This window comes from Pseudomonas sp. W2Aug9, from assembly GCF_023127755.1.
Taxonomy (GTDB): Bacteria; Pseudomonadota; Gammaproteobacteria; order Pseudomonadales; family Pseudomonadaceae; genus Aquipseudomonas; species Aquipseudomonas synxantha_A.
Map to the genome: position 1 here is coordinate 108,510 of NZ_SPKL01000027.1, position 18,860 is coordinate 127,369.

15 protein-coding genes are annotated in these 18,860 nt (G+C 60.8%); 13 read left to right on the forward strand and 2 right to left on the reverse strand.

Annotation, left to right across the window (positions count from 1 at the left end):
- The first annotated feature begins 259 nt into the window (after positions 1 to 259).
- On the forward strand, positions 260 to 1,465 hold the full coding sequence (locus E3O56_RS17290) for a DUF1835 domain-containing protein (protein ID WP_248128618.1): 1,206 nt from the start codon (positions 260 to 262) through the stop codon (positions 1,463 to 1,465).
- A 15-nt stretch (positions 1,466 to 1,480) separates the two neighbouring features.
- Here E3O56_RS17290 and E3O56_RS17295 read toward each other — a convergent pair whose 3' ends face one another.
- Positions 1,481 to 2,002, reverse strand: coding sequence for a chemotaxis protein CheY (locus E3O56_RS17295; RefSeq protein ID WP_248128619.1), 522 nt, complete (start codon positions 2,000 to 2,002; stop codon positions 1,481 to 1,483).
- 204 nt (positions 2,003 to 2,206) lie between these two features.
- On the opposite strand from E3O56_RS17295, the gene E3O56_RS17300 reads away from it, so the two are divergent.
- From E3O56_RS17300 to E3O56_RS17355, 12 genes are all read left to right on the forward strand, one after another.
- Positions 2,207 to 2,890, forward strand: coding sequence for a molecular chaperone (locus E3O56_RS17300; protein WP_248090275.1), 684 nt, complete (start codon positions 2,207 to 2,209; stop codon positions 2,888 to 2,890).
- 23 nt (positions 2,891 to 2,913) lie between these two features.
- Positions 2,914 to 3,897: a fimbrial protein gene (locus E3O56_RS17305; RefSeq protein WP_248128620.1), complete on the forward strand. Its 984-nt coding sequence runs from the start codon at positions 2,914 to 2,916 to the stop codon at positions 3,895 to 3,897.
- Between the two features lie 57 nt (positions 3,898 to 3,954).
- Entirely contained in the window at positions 3,955 to 6,753 is a 2,799-nt protein-coding gene (locus E3O56_RS17310; RefSeq protein ID WP_248128621.1) for an ATP-binding protein, read from the forward strand.
- A complete protein-coding gene (locus E3O56_RS17315) occupies positions 6,740 to 7,933 on the forward strand; it encodes an EAL domain-containing protein (protein WP_223019066.1) in 1,194 nt (397 codons plus the stop codon). Before E3O56_RS17310 ends, E3O56_RS17315 begins: the two co-directional genes overlap by 14 nt.
- Positions 7,934 to 8,013: 80 nt before the next feature.
- A complete protein-coding gene (locus E3O56_RS17320) occupies positions 8,014 to 11,187 on the forward strand; it encodes a hybrid sensor histidine kinase/response regulator (protein WP_248128622.1) in 3,174 nt (1,057 codons plus the stop codon).
- A gap of 23 nt (positions 11,188 to 11,210) precedes the next feature.
- A complete protein-coding gene (locus tag E3O56_RS17325; protein WP_032880328.1) occupies positions 11,211 to 11,858 on the forward strand; it encodes a response regulator in 648 nt (215 codons plus the stop codon).
- Between the two features lie 197 nt (positions 11,859 to 12,055).
- Positions 12,056 to 12,658 (forward strand): fimbrial protein, encoded by a 603-nt coding sequence (locus E3O56_RS17330; RefSeq protein ID WP_003192447.1) that lies wholly within the window; start codon positions 12,056 to 12,058, stop codon positions 12,656 to 12,658.
- A 75-nt stretch (positions 12,659 to 12,733) separates the two neighbouring features.
- On the forward strand, positions 12,734 to 13,474 hold the full coding sequence (locus E3O56_RS17335) for a molecular chaperone (protein ID WP_032880326.1): 741 nt from the start codon (positions 12,734 to 12,736) through the stop codon (positions 13,472 to 13,474).
- An 85-nt stretch (positions 13,475 to 13,559) separates the two neighbouring features.
- On the forward strand, positions 13,560 to 16,070 hold the full coding sequence (locus E3O56_RS17340; RefSeq protein WP_248128623.1) for a fimbria/pilus outer membrane usher protein: 2,511 nt from the start codon (positions 13,560 to 13,562) through the stop codon (positions 16,068 to 16,070).
- Between the two features lie 59 nt (positions 16,071 to 16,129).
- Entirely contained in the window at positions 16,130 to 16,966 is an 837-nt protein-coding gene (locus E3O56_RS17345; RefSeq protein WP_248128624.1) for an HAD family acid phosphatase, read from the forward strand.
- Positions 16,967 to 17,207: 241 nt separating this feature from the next.
- Complete coding sequence (locus E3O56_RS17350; protein WP_122733824.1) at positions 17,208 to 17,765, forward strand: helix-turn-helix transcriptional regulator; 558 nt, start codon at positions 17,208 to 17,210, stop codon at positions 17,763 to 17,765.
- A gap of 86 nt (positions 17,766 to 17,851) precedes the next feature.
- A complete protein-coding gene (locus tag E3O56_RS17355; protein WP_032880322.1) occupies positions 17,852 to 18,424 on the forward strand; it encodes an HD domain-containing protein in 573 nt (190 codons plus the stop codon).
- A gap of 9 nt (positions 18,425 to 18,433) precedes the next feature.
- On the opposite strand, the gene E3O56_RS17360 is transcribed toward E3O56_RS17355, so the two are convergent.
- Positions 18,434 to 18,856: a RidA family protein gene (locus tag E3O56_RS17360; RefSeq protein WP_005789607.1), complete on the reverse strand. Its 423-nt coding sequence runs from the start codon at positions 18,854 to 18,856 to the stop codon at positions 18,434 to 18,436.
- Between the last annotated feature and the right edge of the window lie 4 nt (positions 18,857 to 18,860).

Consider the following 18,860-nt stretch of genomic DNA (forward strand, 5'->3'; position numbering starts at 1 on the left):
AAGACGTCATCGATAACGCGTGGTTCCTGATTAAACGTGGCGCCTGTGCGTTTTTCGCAAGCAAGCTCGCGCCTACAAAGAACCTTAAGCCCGCGCCCACATTTTCGGGTTGCACCGAATAGCAATGCTGCCTATATTTGCCGCCTGGCGCTCTCTACGCCACCTTCCGCGGAAAGGGCTGCGCCCAGGACATCACAGCTCTACCTCATTTCTACGACTCCCAACCTTAAAGCGGAAAAGGTTCGAACAAGGAGCTCGTATGTCGCAACGCCCTTTCGCCTCAAACACCGACGGCCGCCTCAACCTTGAGCAGCAGCGCAAGCGCGCCAAGGAACTGTTGTCGCGTCTGAAAAGCGAAGACCCCAGCGCAACCTTGTCCCAGGCTCAATGGCAGGTCGCCAAACAGCTGGGCTTCGCCAGTTGGCCCAAGCTCAAGGCCCACGTCGACGCCCTTGACTTTGCCGCCCGCCACCCTGGTTTCGAGGCCAGCGATGAATCCCGCACCACCCATTGGCGGTGTGGCAATGATATTGCCCACAGCCTGCAACTGGCCGGGTTCAAGGGCCAGTTCCGGATGCTCACGGACCCGTTGTGCATGGGGCCAGTGCGTGAACTGCCCAGCGAAGCGTTCCGCGCGATGCGCAGTACCTTTATCAGTCAGGCCTTTGCCCTTGACTCCACGGAAGTTGCGCATCGCGTCAACGATGAATACGACCAACTACAAACCTTGGCCAATGCCGATCACAGTGTGCTGTGGTGCGAGGCGGACGCCTACGACCAACTGTTTCTGGTGCGCGCCCTGGCTGGCCTTGAGCAGGCGCCGCGCAAGCTGGAGCTGATTGAGGCAGACCGCATTCCCGGGGTCGAGCGATTGATCGGCATAGGCCAACTGGCCCCCGATGTGCTGGCCTGGCTCTGGCCGCAGCGGCGTTTGATTGACGACAACGCAGTGCAATTAGCCAAACGCACCTGGGCGGCTTATTGCGACAGCTCACCGCTCAAGCTTGCGGAACTGGCCCATGGCAATCACCCTGCCCTGCCTTTTCTGGCACCGGCGTTACGGCGCCAGCTACAGGAGTTGCCGGGTATCGAGGACGGTTTGTCGCTGACTGAACGTTTGTCCCTGAGGTATATCGCCGAGGCCGGGCCTGTGCCTTTCGGCCGGGTGTTTGCCGAGTTGATGGCCAAGCGCGAGCCACTGCCTTTCCTGGGCGACATGATGTTCCATGCGCTGCTGCGCCCATTGATTGATGGGGCGGCGCCGCTGCTGATCGAGTCCGAAACGGACGTGGAGTGGCCGCGCCGCGTATTGGCGTTGACGCCACTGGCGCAGCAGGTGCTGGATGGCAATGCCTGCTGGCTGGACCACGCCAGCCATGAGCGTTGGGTCGGCGGTGTGTGCCTGCGGTCACGGCAACCTTATTGGGCACTGGGCCTTGCTGATCAGCCCGTCTGGCGTGACTGATGCTGCGCGATACGATCAGCGCTTGGGAAACAACCCCACGGCACATGCCACCACAGTCGGGTCGCCCTGGTAGACCGCCCGCGGGCTCATCGAAGGCGGGGGCGACCGGCCGTCCACGGTGCGCAGTATCGGCCGCTCAACGGTCGGGGAACTGTGCGCCGGATCGACAATTTCCATGCAGCGACGCAGGGAGTTGAAGTCGGGCGATTGTGACAACGACAGGTGCAGGGTCTGGCTAACCGAGACCGACACCACAGAGCGCTGCGCACATTGCCCGTCATAGATCAGCGTATGGCGGATCAACGGGTTGTCATGGCAGTACTTGAGCAGGTTGACCTGCCGTGAGTGCACTAGCGCAGTGTTGATGATCAGCAGGTCAAACGCCACAACGCCCGAGCGTGTCAGTGCCTGCAACTCGTCGAACGAACTCAACGGCGCGATGCGGTGATAGCCCAGCTGGTTGAGCATTTTCTCGATCTTGATCCGTTGCAAAAGCTCTGCATCGGCAATCAGAAGGCGTAACGCTTTATTGGACATAGGGTAAACCTGACAGTTGGGCATCCGCGTCGATCATTCAACGCTGAGCAAAGTAACCGTCAGGGGTGAACCCTGACTTTAAGGCGATTCTGAAACGGCAATCCGGGGCACACCGTACTTTTAAGAATCGCCTCAAAGCCTTCGCGCCACTCGCCACCTACCATGAGCTGCGTTCCCTTACCCGACCATGGAATTGCCGTGTTCATGTTTCTACTCAGAATGGTGCTGCTCGCCTGCGGCCTGCTGGTGCTTGCGCCCCCGCCTGCCGATGCGGCGCTGAAGATTGAAGGCACCCGCCTGATCTATTTCGGCCAGGACAAGGCCGCCGGTATCAGCGTGGTCAACCAGGCCTCGCGGGAAGTGGTGGTGCAAACCTGGATCACCGGCGAGGACGAATCAGCCGACCGCACCGTGCCCTTTGCCGCCACCGAGCCATTGGTACAACTGGGCGCCGGGGAGCATCACAAGCTGCGCATCCTGTATGCCGGTGAGGGCTTGCCCAGCGATCGCGAATCGCTGTTCTGGCTCAATATCATGGAGATCCCGCTCAAGCCCGAAGACCCCAACAGCGTGCAGTTCGCGATCCGCCAGCGGCTCAAGCTGTTCTACCGGCCCCCCGCACTCCAGGGCGGCTCGGCCGAGGCGGTGCAGCAATTGGTATGGAGCAGCGACGGGCGCACGGTAACCGTCAACAACCCCAGCGCCTTCCACGTGTCGCTGGTCAACCTGCGAATCGACAGCCAGACGCTCAGCGATTACCTGCTGCTCAAGCCCCATGAACGCAAAACCCTGACCGCGCTCGACGCTGTGCCCAAGGGCGCCACCCTCCACTTCACCGAAATCACCGATATCGGTTTGCAAGCCCGTCATAGCACGGCGCTCAACTGATAAAACACGGGGTATTTGAACCGATGTCACTGACCAAACGCTGTTTACCGCTTATGGTGTTGACCTGCGCGGTCTTGCCCGCCACCAGCTACGCACTGGCCTGCCGCGAGGACGGCACCAACTCGATCATCACCCAGGAAGCGCTGGGCACGGCGCTGGCAGTCGCCGCCGACGCACCCAACGGCACCATCATTTGGGAATCCGGCCCGCGCTCGACCAATGTCATCTGCAAGGACGACTACCTCCACGGCCGTGAGGAAGTGTATTTCTACGTCAACCCGGCCAGCGTGAGTATCGGCACCGGGATTCGCGTGGGCATTCGCTATAACAACCAACCGATTACCCAAAGCACCGGTAAGGTCGGTACCGGTTTCTTCTCCGACCGAGGCTGCAATTTGTCCAACTGCGTGGGCTGGGACAAGGCGCGCTTCACCCTCAATTTCAGCGTGTTCATCGAGAAGTACGACCCCACGCCACCGAGCGGCCAGGCCAGCACGCTGACCTCTTACCGCGTGTTCCAACTGGACGGCGTGCGCGGGCTCAACTCACGACCCAACAGCAACTTCAATTATGTGGTCACCGGCATGAACGATATCCGCTTCGTGCCTTGCACTCCCGAACTGACCATCAGCCCCAGCGTGGTCAACTTCCCCACACCCTCGCGCAAGGCCTCGATCGGTGAAGTCGCCAGCAGCGCGAACTTCAGCCTGAACCTGCGCAAGGGCTGCGACACGCCCTATACCGTCAGCGCACGCTTCGCCACCACGCCGGGCGGCGGCAGTGTGAACAATGGCCTGCTGGTGCCGGACAACAACAGCTCAGTCGGCATCTCGCTGTCTCGCGCCGAGAGCCAGCAGCAACTGCCCTTCAACAACTGGTTCACGCTGCAGGAGCTGATGGGCCTGGGCCAGAGCCACGATGAATTCCGCGCCGACCTCAAGTGGCGCACCCTACCGATTCCCGGAGCGTTCGACGCTGCCGTGGTGGTGGATATGTACTACAAGTAGGTGATTTTTAAGGATCGTCTTATGCCACCGGCAAAGGCCGAGACGTAAAGTCTGCCGATGCGATTGAAAAGTTATCTGCTCCAGATCAACCCCGTCCTCTCCCGACCCGAAGCAGCCAGAAGGCTGCTTCGTATTTTTGCGACTGTGCTGCTGGTAGGCATCCTCAGCGGGGTCTATACCTTTTTGCTGTCGACCTTCAACAACGACATCTCCCAGCGCCGCGGCTACATGAGCAGCGCCATTGCCGAAGCCCATACCTTTTTCACCAACCGCCAAGCCCTGCTCGAAAGCCTGAGCCTGTCGGCAGTGCGCAAGCAGTCCAGGGTCTATCCGTCCTCGGCCGAAGAACAACACCTGGAATTAGGCGACACATCAGGCAACCAGTGGAGCATCTGGCTGACCGCACGCATGCGCGACTACCTCAAGGCCAAACAGCTTAACCTGCTCTATGTCAACGCCGGCCCCAACCCGCAAGTGATGCGCCTTTACGACGCCACCCCGCAGGTATTGCCGATTTCCAAATGCATGCTCAACCGCCTCAAGGCTCTGCAGCACACCGACCCGGCCACGCTTAACGAACTTTGGCTGAGCGACAGGACTGAACAGCACTCGCACCTGTATATCTTCATCCGCCTGGACGAGCGTGATCGCGACTCCGGCTGGCTCGGCCTGGAGATGGATAGCCGTGAAGTCTCCTCGACACTCAGCGACCAGAGCGCCGGAGAGTTCATGATGCTCAATTCCCAGGGCATGCTGGTGTTCACCAACAGCACTGATACACAGTTGAGCCAGCAACACCTGAGGCCCGGCGAAGACAGTTTTTTCGGTTTTGTCGGCAACGGCTGGCTACCCGACCATCTGGTAATTCGCAAACACCTGAAGTCCTCTGAATGGCAGTTGATGTACTCCATCGACCTGCGTGCGGTGGTCACCGGCGTGTGGAAACAGCTGCTCGGTTCGCTGCTGTTCTGCCTGTTCAGCCTGACGCTGATCTGGTTGGTGATGCGCCGCGTCGATCAGCGTTTCATCCTTCCGTCTATCCATCGCATCCAGGCGTTGATTGAAAGCGAAGCCTTCGGCCGCGATGTGATCCAGACCGCCCCCGTGGCCCTCTGCGTGCTGCGCCGCACCGACGGCCAGGTGGTACTGGAAAACACCCTGGCCCAGCAATGGCTGGGTAATGGGCCGGAGCGCGAGGCGCTGCGCGCCGGCTGGATCGAGCAAGCCTTTGCAAACGGCCCTTCCGAGCGCAGTGACTACTTTGAAACCATCGACGGCCGTCACTTATACCTGAGCAGTGCACCGACCCGCTACAAAGGCGAAGACGTGCTGTTTTGCGCCTTCAGTGATATCAGTGCGCGCAAGCAGGTCGAGGCGGCGCTGGAAGAGGCGCGGCAATCGGCGGACGCCGCCAACGCGGCAAAAACTCTGTTCCTGGCGACCATGAGCCATGAAATCCGTACACCGCTGTATGGCGTGCTCGGCACCCTGGAACTGCTGGCGCGCACGCAACTGGATGCACAACAAAAGGACTACCTGCAGGCGATCGAAGGCTCATCGTCGACCTTGCTGCAACTGATCTGCGATGTGCTGGACGTATCGAAGATCGAGGCCGGGCAGCTGGCACTGGAGATGGGCGAGTTCTCACCGCTGGACCTTGTGCATGAAATCATCCAGGGCTACGCCGCAGCGGCCCACGCCAAGGGCCTGCAGCTGTATGCCTGCTTCGATCCCAAGCTGCCGGAACGCCTGATCGGCGACGTAACGCGCATCCGCCAGATTCTCAATAACCTGCTCAATAACGCGGTGAAATTCACCGACTATGGGCGCGTGGTGCTGCGGGTCAAAGTGCTGGGCCGCGACGGGGAACGCTCCAGTCTGTTGTGGCAAGTCTCAGACACCGGCAAAGGTATCGCCCAGGAAGATCAGGCGATGATCTTCGAGCCGTTTTACCAGAGTGAGGGCAATACCAATGTGGTCGCCGGCACCGGCCTGGGCCTGCCGATCTGCCAGCGTCTGACGGAGTTGATGAACGGCAATATCCGCATGGTCAGCGAACTCGGCCTGGGTAGCAGTTTCAGCCTGATCCTGCCGTTGGAGGAAGCATCTGTTGCACCGATGACACCGTTGCTGGCCGAGACCATTTACGTGGCCTCGCCGATCCCGGAACTGGCAAACGCGATCGCCGGCTGGTTGCGCCGTTGGGGCGCAAGGGCCCAGGCCGGCTTGCCGACGCTGGCGGACACGCATCTGCTGTTGCAAGTGCACCCCGGCAGCGTCGACCCGTTGCTGGTGCCCGAGTGGCCCGGGCCGGTGATTCACGTAAGCAGCAACGCCTGCCCCGGCGTAGAAGCCGACGCCGGCGCCTGGCACGTCAACCTCAACCACCTGGGGGCTATTCATCAGGCCGTGAGCCAGGCGCAAGGGCTATGGGTGGCCCGCGCCGATGAGCAAACGCACCGGCGGGACCTGAACAAACTCAACCTGCACCTGCTGGTGGCCGAGGACAACATCATCAACCAGCTGATTTTGCGTGATCAACTCGAAGAACTCGGCTGCACCGTGGAGCTGGCGGCCGACGGTCAGCAAGCGTTACAGCTCTACACCGCCGGCAATTTCGACGTGGTGTTGACGGATGTGAACATGCCCCATATCAACGGCTATGAACTGGCGCGTGAACTGCGTCGACAGGGCTGCACGTTGCCGATTATCGGGGCCACCGCCAACGCCATGCGCGGCGAGGCCGACCTGTGCCTGGCCGCCGGCATGAACCATTGCCTGGTCAAACCCTTTGCGTTGCGGGCTCTATTCAACTCCCTGGCGCCTTATGCACGGATCCCCCATGAAGCCCCTTAGTATTCTGATTGTCGAGGACCATCCCCTGCAGCATATCTACCTGCAGAACCTGCTCAGCGAGTTGGGAGATTTCCTGCTCGAAACCGCCGAGGATGGCAAAGAAGCGCTGGAGCGCCTGCGCCAGCGGGACTTCGACCTGGTACTGACCGACCTGCTGATGCCCGGCATGGACGGCGTGCAGTTTATCCAGTGCCTGGCCAGCCTGCGCTGCAAACCGGCGTTGGCGATCATGAGCGCGGCGTCGAGACGCATGCTGATGGCGGCCAGCCTGGTGGCGAAAAACCTCGATGTGGAAGTGATTGGCCTGATTTCCAAACCCGTGAACGCCGAGGCCTTGCGCACCCTGGTCAACCAACTCAGAAACAGGGTGCGCAAGCCCGCCCCCGAACTACCCGAGCACATGGACATCGACCGTCACACGCTGGTGCAGGCCATGAGCAGCGGCCAGTTCCAGGCCTGGTTCCAGCCGAAAAAATCCCTGGCCAACGGCCGTATCGTCGCCGCCGAAGCCCTGGTGCGCTGGATGCACCCCGAGCAAGGCGTGATGCTGCCTGCCGCGTTCCTGCCGGCGATCAAGGCGTTCGAACTGGAGGAGCGGCTGTTGTGGCTGGTGCTCAAGCAAGCGATCCACGCCCAGGAACACTGGCGCCAGCGCGGCTATGAAATTCCAGTGTCGATCAACCTGCCGACCCACTTGCTCAACAGCCATGACCTGGCAGACCGTTTGCTGGAGTTCGTGCTGCACCACAATGGTATCCCGGGCATGATCTGCTTTGAGTTGATGGAGTGTTCGGTGCCGCAGGACATCAGCAACTTCTACGCCGGCGCCTGCCGATTGCGGATCAAGGGGTTCGGTTTGTCCCAGGATGATTTCGGCAAGGGCTACAGCTCCTACCTCAATCTGGTGTCCACGCCCTTTACCGAACTGAAGATCGACCAGGCACTGGTGCAGGGCAGTCACGACAACGAAGGCATCGCCCAGGCATTGGCGAGCATTATCGCGCTGGGCCGCAAGTTGGGTCTGACGGTGGTCGCCGAGGGCGTGGAAACCCCGCAGCAATTGGCGCTGCTGCGCAAAATCGACTGCAATCAGGTGCAGGGTTTCCTGATCTCTCACGCCGTGTCTTCGGACCAATTTCAGCAACTACTGAACAATGATGGCCCCGCGACATCTCACTAGCTGGCGGCCCCGGATTACTTGCCCTTTAAAGGAGTAAGCAGCATCCAGTGCCGATTTTTCCTGCGCCTGCGGACCCCCTGATGAAGCACAACAACGCGATCCTCGAAGCCTTTACCCGCAGCTCATTGCGCCTGAACAAGGGCTTGATGGTCCTGATGGGAATTGCTTTGCTACTGGTACTGACCAATTACTGGTCTCTGCAAAGGGGCGTCGAAATCCGGTACGGCGCCATGCGCTTTCACTTTGCGCGACTGATGGAAAATCTCTCAGATCAGCAAACCTACCTCAAGAGCCTGACGCATCCCGGCATCCAGGCCGAACTGCTGCACGCCACCCACGTGCAGATCAGCCTCAAGAGCCGCATGGTCGACAACCGCCGCACGTTGTACGAAGGCCAGAAGTATTCGTTTTCGGTACCGTTCAGCATCAAGTTCGATGAACAGCAGATCGACGCCGCCGCCAGACCGCCGATTTTTGCCCTGGGCGCGCACCTGACCAGTTACTACAGCGCCTTCTGGTCCTCGTCGCCGTACGAGGCGCCGCAAACCTTTCTGCTCAATCGTCAGGCGAACTACACCATCACTGTTCCGTCCGTGGGCTATCAGCACCGGGAAAGCCCCGAGGATACCGACAACCCCGTGGCGCGAGTCAACGCTGTGCAGCAAATCCTCGCACAGACACCGCAGCCGCTTGAGCAGAATCGGGTGTATTGGCAGGCCGGACCCGAACCCGAATATTTGCTGGCCTACATCGGCCTGCCACTCGACGCACAGGGCCAGGCAGTGATCGGCACCCTGCTCGACGTGTCGCAGGTCGACGATGTACAGCGCGCATTGAATCACTCGGCGTTTGATCGCTTCACCCTGATTGGCCCTGACGGCAGCCGGTTGATCGGGCCTACCATCCAGGCGCAGCTCAGCGACGGTGTGCATTTCACGGCCAACGGCATTGAATTCAAGATAACCCAGGCCGGCGACCAGCCCTGGAGCGCGGTCTATGGCCTGAACTACTCGCACTTCTTTCACTCCGCATTGTGGCCGTTGAGCACCTTGGCTTTGCTGCTGTTCAGCCTGATCACCCTGGGTTGGGCCGGCAGTCGCTGGTATCGGCGCCAGGTGATTACGCCGGCGCAACTGGCCCACGAACGCATTGCCGAAAGCGTGGCATTCAGCCGCGTGATCATCGACACCGCCCCCACCGGGTTATGCGTGGTGCGACGCAGCGATGGCAAGGTGTTGATCGAAAACCAGCGGGCCCAGCAATGGCCGGGTACCGCACGTTTGGTGGCGGCCATGGCCGGTAAGCACGACATGGCTGAGAGCGGAGAAACGCATCTGGAGATCGAGGGCCGGCACCTGCAGATCGGCTTTGTGTCGACCCGCTATCAGGCTGAAAACGTGCGCCTGTACGCTTTCAACGATATTACCCGGCATATCGAAGATGCCCAGTCCCTGGAGGAAGCGCGTCACGCCGCCGATGCGGCCAGCGAGGCCAAGACATTGTTCCTGGCAACGATGAGCCATGAAATCCGCACGCCGCTGTATGGCGTGCTCGGCACCCTCGAATTACTCGGTCTGACGAACCTTGACCCACACCAGAAGGCCTACCTTCACACCATCCAGCGCTCGTCCGCCACGCTGTTCCAACTGATCAGCGATGTGCTGGATGTCTCGAAGATCGAGTCCGGGCAAATGGCGATAGAAGCTGTGGAGTTCTGCCCGCTGGACATGCTCGAAGACACCCTGCACACCTACGCCGCTTTCGCCCAGCGCAAGGGGCTGCAGCTCTATAGCTGCATTGACCCGCAGTTGCCGGACTGCGTGATGGGCGACCCGATGCGCATCCGCCAGATTCTCAATAACCTGGTCAGCAACGCGATCAAATTCACCGATTTCGGGCGCGTGGTGATTCGTGCCAGGGTGACGGGGCGCGACGCCAATCATGTCGACCTGCAATGGCAAGTCACCGACTCGGGCGTAGGCATCCCCGAGGCGCAGCAGGCCAAGCTCTTCGATGTGTTCTACCAGGCGCCGGACACCGCCAGCGAAGGTGGCGCCGGGCTTGGCCTACCGATCTGCCGGTGGCTGGCGCAGATGATGGACGGCGAGATCCGTGTGGTCAGCGAGCCTGGGCTGGGCAGCAGCTTTACGTTGAAAATGCGCCTGCCGCTGTGTGGCGGCACACTCACCAACCTGCCGCTGATCGAACCCAGCCCGACGCCGGTATACGTACAGGCACCGGTACGCGAACTGGCGCAGGCGATGAGTGACTGGCTCAACCGCCTAGGCATTACCGCCGCCCTGGCGGCGACCACCCAAGACAAAGACAACCACCATGCAGTGCTGGTGGACCTGTTGCCCAGGGAGCCCGCCAGGCCATGGGTCGGCCAGCGCGTGCTGTGCCTGCCGGGTGCGCACAGCCCGCCGCTGCACACGGCGCAAGGCTGGGTGGTGGATCTGCACGACGTACGCGCCCTCGCCGCCACCGTGTCACTGGCGCAGCATGGCAAGCATGAGCAGCCGACGCCGACCCGACCACAAAGCGCGGGGCGGTTGGGGCTGCGCATCCTGGTGGCCGAGGACAACCCGGTCAACCAGGCGATCATCAAGGAGCAGCTGGAGGCACTCGGTTGCTCAGTGAGCCTGGCCGCCAACGGCGAGCAGGCGTTGCAATTGTGGCAACCCCAGGCTTTCGACCTGGTACTGACCGACGTGAATATGCCGTTGATGAATGGGTACGAGCTGGCCAGAATCCTGCGCGAACATGACCCTCAGTTGCCGATTATCGGCGTGACCGCCAATGCGATGCGTGAGGAAGGCGTGCGTTGCCTGGCGGTGGGCATGAACGCCTGGATCGTCAAGCCCTTGAGCCTGCAAACCCTGCGTGGCCAGTTGATCAAGCTGTGCAAGGTCCAGCCCCCGGTTGAGCCTGCCGCGTCGGTATTCGACGACAGTGTGCAACTGTCGGACAAGATGCGCCCGCTGTTCATCAGCAGCGTGCAGCAGGACATACAGCGCATCGGTGTGGCTCTGGCACAGCGTGATACCCGCAACCTCGGCCAATTGCTGCATTCGATCGCCGGCGCCCTGGGTGCTGTTCAGGCCCTCAGCCTGGCCCAGGCGTGCATCGAACTGGAAAGCGCCCTTGACCGCGGCAGCCTCGACACAACGCTTGAGCTCAAGGTGAAGACTGTGATGCGGCGTCTGTCGGCCGTTCTGGAGACTCTCCAGCCCGGGCATTCTTCACTCACTTGAACTGGCACTACGGACGGCCCTTTATGAAAAAATTCAACGTGGTAATCGCCGACGATCACCCGATCGTGTTGCTGGGCGTTCGCGAACTGGTAGAGCGTGACATGCGCTTTCAAGTCGTCGGCGAGGCCGTGTGTTCGGCCGGCCTGATCGAGCTGTTGCAGCATCAAGGCGCTGACATCGTGATTACCGACTACAACATGCCGGGCGACTCGCCTTATGGCGATGGCCTGAAGCTGGTGGAGTACCTGAAACGACACTTCCCGCAGGTACAGATCCTGATCCTGACCATGATCTCCAACCACCTGATCCTCACCCGCCTGCAAGAGCTGGGCGTGGTCGGCATCATCCAGAAAAGCCAGTTGCATACCGAGATTCAACTGGCACTCAAGGCGATCGCCCAGGACAGCGACTATCGCAGCCTGGAGCCGCCAAAGACCTCGGTGATAGAGACCCTCACGGCAATTGACGAGCGCTTTACCAGTTTGTCGCCCAAAGAGTTCGAGATCCTGCGCCTGTTTATTTCCGGCATGAGCGTGAGTGACATTGCGCGCCGCCAGAACCGAAGTTCAAAGACCATCAGCGCACAAAAGATATCGGCCATGCGCAAACTTGAAGTCAGCAGCGACCAGGATCTACTTGCTTATTGCCTGGAACGTAACATCTTCAACTAACGCATAACTTGCAAGCCATTCCTGGACAATGGCTTTGCCCTTTATTCTCAAGCCTTTCACCGCTGCAACAGCACAAATAACCTGCCCACGCCAGCGCTTATAAGAATCGTCTTATTCGCTCCCGCCGCCTCGTCGCCTACTCTTTGCTCGCAGTTCAACAACAGCAAACTTTTCAACTAACACTTACGGACATCATCATGAAGAAGTTTTCCCTGGCTGTGATCGCCTCGGCCATTATCGCCGCTTCCGGCAGTGCATTTGCCGTGGACCCTGCTCCGACGCCAACCCTGGGCGGCAGCGGTAAAATCACCTTCACCGGCGTCATTAATAACGATGCCTGCTCGGTGGACGGCGCCAACTCCGACCGCACCATTTCGGTGGACATGGGCAACGTATCGATCAAGGACATGGGCACCGCGGAAAACCCGACCGCAGGTCGCGTGACCGCCAAAGACTTCAACCTGAACGTCAACTGCAACCAGGGCACCAAGGTCGCCATGATCTTTGACGCCAACAACGGCGGTTCGGGCCTGGTCACCGGCAAAAAGGTACTGGCCCTGAACCCGGGTTCGGCCACTGCACAAAACGTCGGTATTGCCCTGCTCGACAGCAAGGGCGGTCTGATTGACCTCAGCTCGCCAAGCACCGCACGCATTGAAAGCACCATGCACGGTGCCGGTACTGAAGGCGGCGACGCCACCCTGAGCTTCGCGGCCGCCTACGTCACCACCGCAGCGGCGGGCTCGTCGACCGCCGGTCGCGGTGACGCCACCCTGCCGTTCATCCTGCAATACGAATAATTCGGCGCCCCGGGCACCGAACGCGCGAGGCCTTGCGGCCTCGCCATTGTCTTCTGATTACACCGGATAACCCTCATGCCGCCTCGTTCTATCGCCGCATGTCTGGGGCTGCTGGGCTTGCTCATGGCTACCCAGGCCGCCGCCAGCATTTCATTGAATGCCACCCGTATCGTGTTTGACGGTGACCACAAGGAAGCCAACATTACCGTGCGTAACGGTAACCAGGATGTATTGATTCAATCCTGGGTCGACATGAACGATGCCCGCGCCAGCCGCGCGCCGTTTGCCGTCACCCCGCCCCTGGCGCGGGTATTTGCCAAGGAACAACAACTGCTGCGAATCCTGTACGAAGGCACCGGCATGCCCACGGACCGCGAGTCGGTGGTGTGGCTCAACGTGCAGGAAATCCCCAAGGCCAGCGAAGCCGAGAACACTTTGCAGTTGGCTATACGCCAACGGATCAAGATTTTTTACCGCCCTGCAGGCCTCACCGGCAGTGCGCTGCAAGCCCCTGCGCAGCTTGAATGGACGCTGGTCAAACACGGCAGCCAAACCCTGTTGCAGGTGAAAAACCCGACGCTGTACCACGTGTCCATGGCCGACATCAAAGTGCAGGCGGTATTGGCCAGCGACTCCACCATGATTGCGCCAGGCGAACAAAAACAGTTTGCGCTCAGTGCTCCAGTTGCCAGCGGGCCGGTGCAGTTGTCGTTTTCCAGCATCAATGACTACGGCGCGCAGAATCACTACAGCGCGCCGCTGTCCAGCGGCACTGCGCTACCGGCGCATGCGACTGAATCGCGCCTCAACCCCTAAGCACTTTCGCTAACCCACAGGCTCACTTCGCGTGCGTGTTTGCGTGCCCGGCTGTCCGTCAATCAGGGATGTCATAGGTCTTCGCATGTCCTTTCTTTCCAGCAACAGGCCCGCACGTGGCGTACTGAAGTTGAAGACGCTGTCGCTGGCGATTGCTGCCAGCTTGCCCAGCCTGGCCATGGCCGATGACGCTGCGCAAACCTTCAACACCACCTTCCTGCAAGGCTCGCAGTCGCCGGTGGACCTGCAGCAATTGCTCTCGGCCAACAGCGTGCTGCCGGGCAATTACCGCGTCGATTTGTACAGCAACGAAGTGCTGGTGGGCCGGCGCGATATCGATTTCAAGCGCAACCCCAAAAACGGCCGCGTCGAAGCCTGCCTGACCCTCGACCTTCTCAAGCAACTGGGTATCGACCTGCACCGTTTGCAGGCCGAGGGCAAACTTGACCCGCAGCAGCCGCAGGACTGCTACGCCCTTGCCGACATGATCGAAGACGCCAGCGTGCGCTACGACAGCAGCCGTCTGCGCCTGCTCGCAAGTATCCCGCAGGTGGCGATGCAGCGTGGCTTGCGCGGGTATGTCGACCCACAGTTGTGGGACGACGGTGTGCCCGCCGCCTTCATCAACTACCAGCTCAACAGCAGCCGCACCGCCGGCGACTACAAGACCCGCATCGCCAATAACCTGGGCCTGCGCAATGGCATCAACCTGGGCGCCTGGCGGCTGCGCAACGAGTCAAACCTGAGCGGCGGCACCGATCGCTCGAACACCTTCACCAGCAACCGCACTTACTTGCAGCATGACGTCACCGCGATCAAGGGCCAGTTCAGCGCCGGTGAGATTTTCTCCGACACCGACCTGTTCGACAGCGTGCGCTATCGCGGGGTCAAGCTCGCCTCGGATGATGGCATGCGCGCCGACAGCGAGCGCGGCTATGCACCCGTAATCCGTGGGGTGGCGCAGACCAACGCGACGGTTGAGATCCGCCAGAACGACTACATCCTCTACACCGCCAACGTCGCGCCAGGCCCGTTCGAGATCAACGATATCTACCCCAGCGGCTCCAACGGTGACCTGCAAATCACCGTGATCGAAGCCGACGGTACGCGGCGGGTGACGATGCAGGCGTTCTCCAGCCTGCCGATCATGGTGCGCGAAGGCCAGGTGAAATACAGCGTCTCGGCGGGCACGTTCAAAAGCAATGCCGATGGCCTGGCAACCCCGCATTTTTTTAGCGGTACGCTGGCTTACGGCTTGACCAGCAACCTCAGCGGGATTGTCGGTGTGCAAGCCAGTGAGGACTACAGCGCGCTGTCGATCGGCGCCGGCCGGAACACCTCGTTCGGTGCGTTCTCCCTGGATACCACCCATTCGTCCAGCAAGGCCCAGGGGCGAACCTCCCAGGGCAGCAGCGTACGCGCCTTGTACGCCAAGACCTTTGCCGGCACCGATACCAACTTCACCCTGGCCGCCTATCGCTACTCCACCGAGGGCTATCGCACCCTCACCGACCATGTGGAAGACAGCAGCGAAGACCTGCGCGTACGCACCGGCCACTCGAAAACCCGCACCGACCTGACCATCAACCAGAGCATCGGACGCAACAGCGAATTCGGCAGCCTGTATGTGAACGCCAGCGACCAACGCTACTGGAATCGCGGCGGCTCCCAGAGCTTTTCCGCGGGCTACACCGGCAACTGGGGCGACCTGAGCTACAACCTTGGTGTGACGCGCACCAAGCAGATCGTCACCTGGGGCGAGCCGAGCAGCGACACGCAGGTGAACCTGTCGGTGTCTTTCCCGCTGGGCAGCCAGGCCCGCGCGCCACGGGCGTTTGTCACCACCAGCCACCAACGTGGCGACACCACCACCCAGGCAGGCATCAACGGCTACGTGGCCGACACCAGCGACACCTTCTATTCGGTGCAGGCCGGCCACAGTGACACCAGCGGCGACTCAGGCTCGGTGAACATCAACAGCCGCACCGCCGTGGCAGACGTCAGCCTCGGTTACAGCCAGGGCCAGGGCTACAACTCACAGAACTTCAACCTCGCAGGCTCCGTGGTGGCTCATGCGGGTGGCGTCAACCTGGGGCAGACGGTCAGCGAGACCTTCGCCCTGGCCGAAGTACCAGGCGTCGCTGGAGCCAAGATCAGCAGCTACAGTGGGGTGGAAACCGGTTACAACGGCTATGCGGTGGTGCCCACTGCGCAACCTTACCGGGTCAACTGGATCAGCCTGGACACTCGCGATCTGGGTGGCGACGTGGAAATCACTAACGCCACCCAGCAGCTGGTGCCGCGCCGTGGCGCCATCGTGGTGGCGCATTACAGCGGCACCACCGGGCGACGGGTGTTGTTTGAGTTGTTTGATGCACAGCATCAACCGCTGTCGTTTGGTGCCTCACTGGAAGACGCCAATGGCAAGCAGTTGGCGATTGCCGACCCCAATGGTAATGCCCTGGCGCTGGTGGAAGAGGATCAGGGCACACTGATCATCAAGTGGGGGGAACAGCGTTGTAGCGCGAGCTATGCGCTGGCACCACAGAACAAGGCGTTGAACTACGAGCGCCAGGCACTGGTGTGTACGCCTTGATTGTGAGGGGGAATGCGCTACTGTGCCGACCACGCACCCATCCTCTGCGAGATTTGCCCATGCGTAACCTGTTCCTTGCCAGTGCCTGCCTGTTGACCACCGCCCTGGCAGGCTGCCAGCAAACACCCCCGGCCAACGACCAACTCGACGCCGTGCTCTGGACCCAGACGTCCATCGAGCACGAGATGATCTACCGCCAGCTCTTCGCCAACGCCACCCGCCAACTCGATGTAGCGCTGGCCGACCCCAACTGGGACGCACTGCCTTTACCTGCGCGCAAGCTGACCGGTTTGCCGCCGGCGGTGATTGTGGATATCGACGAGACGCTGTTGGACAACGTGCCGCTCAACGCTCGCGACATCATCAACAATCAGGTCTATTCCTACGATCGCTGGAATACCTGGGTCGAGCAGGCCAAGGCCCAGGCGCTACCAGGTTCCGTGGCGTTTCTGCAGGCGGCCAGGCAAAAAGGAGTCAAGGTGTATTACCTCACTAACCGCGAACACAACCAGGTCGCGGCCACCGCCAAAAACCTGCGTTTGCGCGGCTTTCCGATTGAGAGCGACGCACAGATCCTGGCGGCCAGCACGCCTACCGGCCACTGCGAAAGCGCCGGCTACGGCAAGAACTGCCGCCGCCAATGGGTCGCCAGCCGAGCACGCGTGCTGTTGATGGCGGGCGACTCGTTGGGCGATTTCGTGCAGGCCGAACACAACACCCTGGCTGCGCAGCGCAAGGCCGTCGAACCCTATGTGAACTGGCTGGGGCAGCGCTGGTTCCTGCTGCCCAACCCGAGCTACGGCAATTGGTACAGCGCGCCGTATGGGGATGATGAAACCTTACCGTTTGTCCAGAAGCGCAAGCTCAAGCAGCAGGCTTTGTTGTTGCAGCAATAAAGAGTAGCCATGTGGAAGGGGGCTTGCTCCCGATAGCAGTGGTTCAGTCAACACATGCAGTGACTGACAATCCGCTATCGGGAGCAAGCCCCCTCCCACATTGGATCTGCGTATCAGGAGCGATCAACACTTCAGCCCTGAGGCTTGGTGTGCCAACCCGAGGGCCGTTCATCCCACTCATTTGCACCGCTGCCCTCTTGTCATCACACTCGTCATCCACCCGTTGACTCAGGAATCGCAGATGCCTCACTCCTTGCTCAAGCCTGCCTTGCCCGGCGTTGCGCTGCGGCGATGGCGTTTGCTGCACCGCATCAAGCAAAGTCATACAGCGCAGTTGTTCAACGTCACGCAATCGACTATTTCGCGCTGGGAAAGTGGCGTACAAGCGATGGATCCGGCTGCGCACCAACAGCTTGAGCAGTTGTTGGCAGCCCGACTTGATGCAGCCGCCGATCAGGCATTGGCCCGGCTGGTCAGCGAGAGTTCGCAAGCGATGCACTTGGTGTGCGACCTGACGCACCGCCTGCTCGCGTGCTCGCCTTCCCGCGCACGCCAGTTCAGCAGCCCGCTCGCCGAGCTTATGGGCCAGTCGTTGTGGCGCTTCGCAACGCCGCAAATCCAGCTGATCGAAGCCAGCCTGGAGCATACCGGCTGGCGTGAAACCCAGGCACCACCGGCCCTTGAATTCACCACTGGAAGCAACGACTCCAATCTCGTGCCCATACGCCCAAGCCTGTGTCGCTGGACACGCATGACCCTGAGCGATGGCAGCGCAGCACGCCTGGTCGAGACACTCTGAAAGCCCACCGCGCATATTTTATGCGTGGACGATCTACGCTCGCGCACCTAGGCTTACCTGCACAACCGACCTTGCGGGGCAGCATCATGGACATGGAAAAAATCAAAGGCCGTCTCGATTTTCTGCGCGAAGCGGAAAAACTCAAGGATGTGCTCAGAAGTGCCCACACGGCTTCGGGTCGCACCGAAAGCACGGCCGAACACAGTTGGCGCCTGTGTCTGATGGCGATGGTGTTCGCCGATCAATTGCCCGGCCTGGACCTGCTGAAAATCCTCAAGATGTGCGTTATCCATGATTTGGGCGAAGCCATCCACGGCGATATCCCGGCGGTCAGCCAGGCGGCCTTTCCCAACAAGGGTGAACAGGAGCGGCTCGACCTGCTGCTGTTGGCGCAGTCCCTGGACAGCCCCCTGAAAGCCGAGATCCTGACGTTATGGGATGACTACGAGAACGCACGCTCGCCGGAAGCAAAAGCCGTCAAGGCCATGGACAAACTGGAGACCCTGCTGCAGCACACCCAAGGGCTGAACCCGCCCGATTTCGATTACGCCTTCAACCTGGCCTACGGCAAAAAACACACAGATGCAGCCCCTTTGTTCGAAGCGCTGCGGGCATTGATCGATCGGGCGACAGAGCAAAGGCTCCACGCCGCAGAGTGACGGGCGGCATCACACCGCCCGGGCAGCAATCGCCTCCACTTCCACCAACGCCCCCGGCAACGGCAGCGCCACCACTTGCAACGCGGTCCGCGCCGGTTTGTTCGGCTGCTCGGGCGTACCGAAGAACTGCGTATACCCCCGCTGCAACCCGGCAAAATCCAGCTTGCCGTCGGTTTCTTCCGCGCCGACCAGAAATACCCGCAACTGCACGATATCGCCCAGGTCCAGATCCTGCTGCTGGAGGATTTTGCGCAGTTTGTTGAACACTGAAACGGTCTGTACTTCGGTGTCGCCGTAAACCCCAGGCACATTCGGGTCGGCGAGGTCGGGCAGCGTGCCGCTGACGAATATCAGACTGGCCGAGGCCGGCACGGTGACGGTTTGCGAGATGGGAAAATCGCCCACGCTGGTGCGTTGAATGCTGTCGCTCATGGTA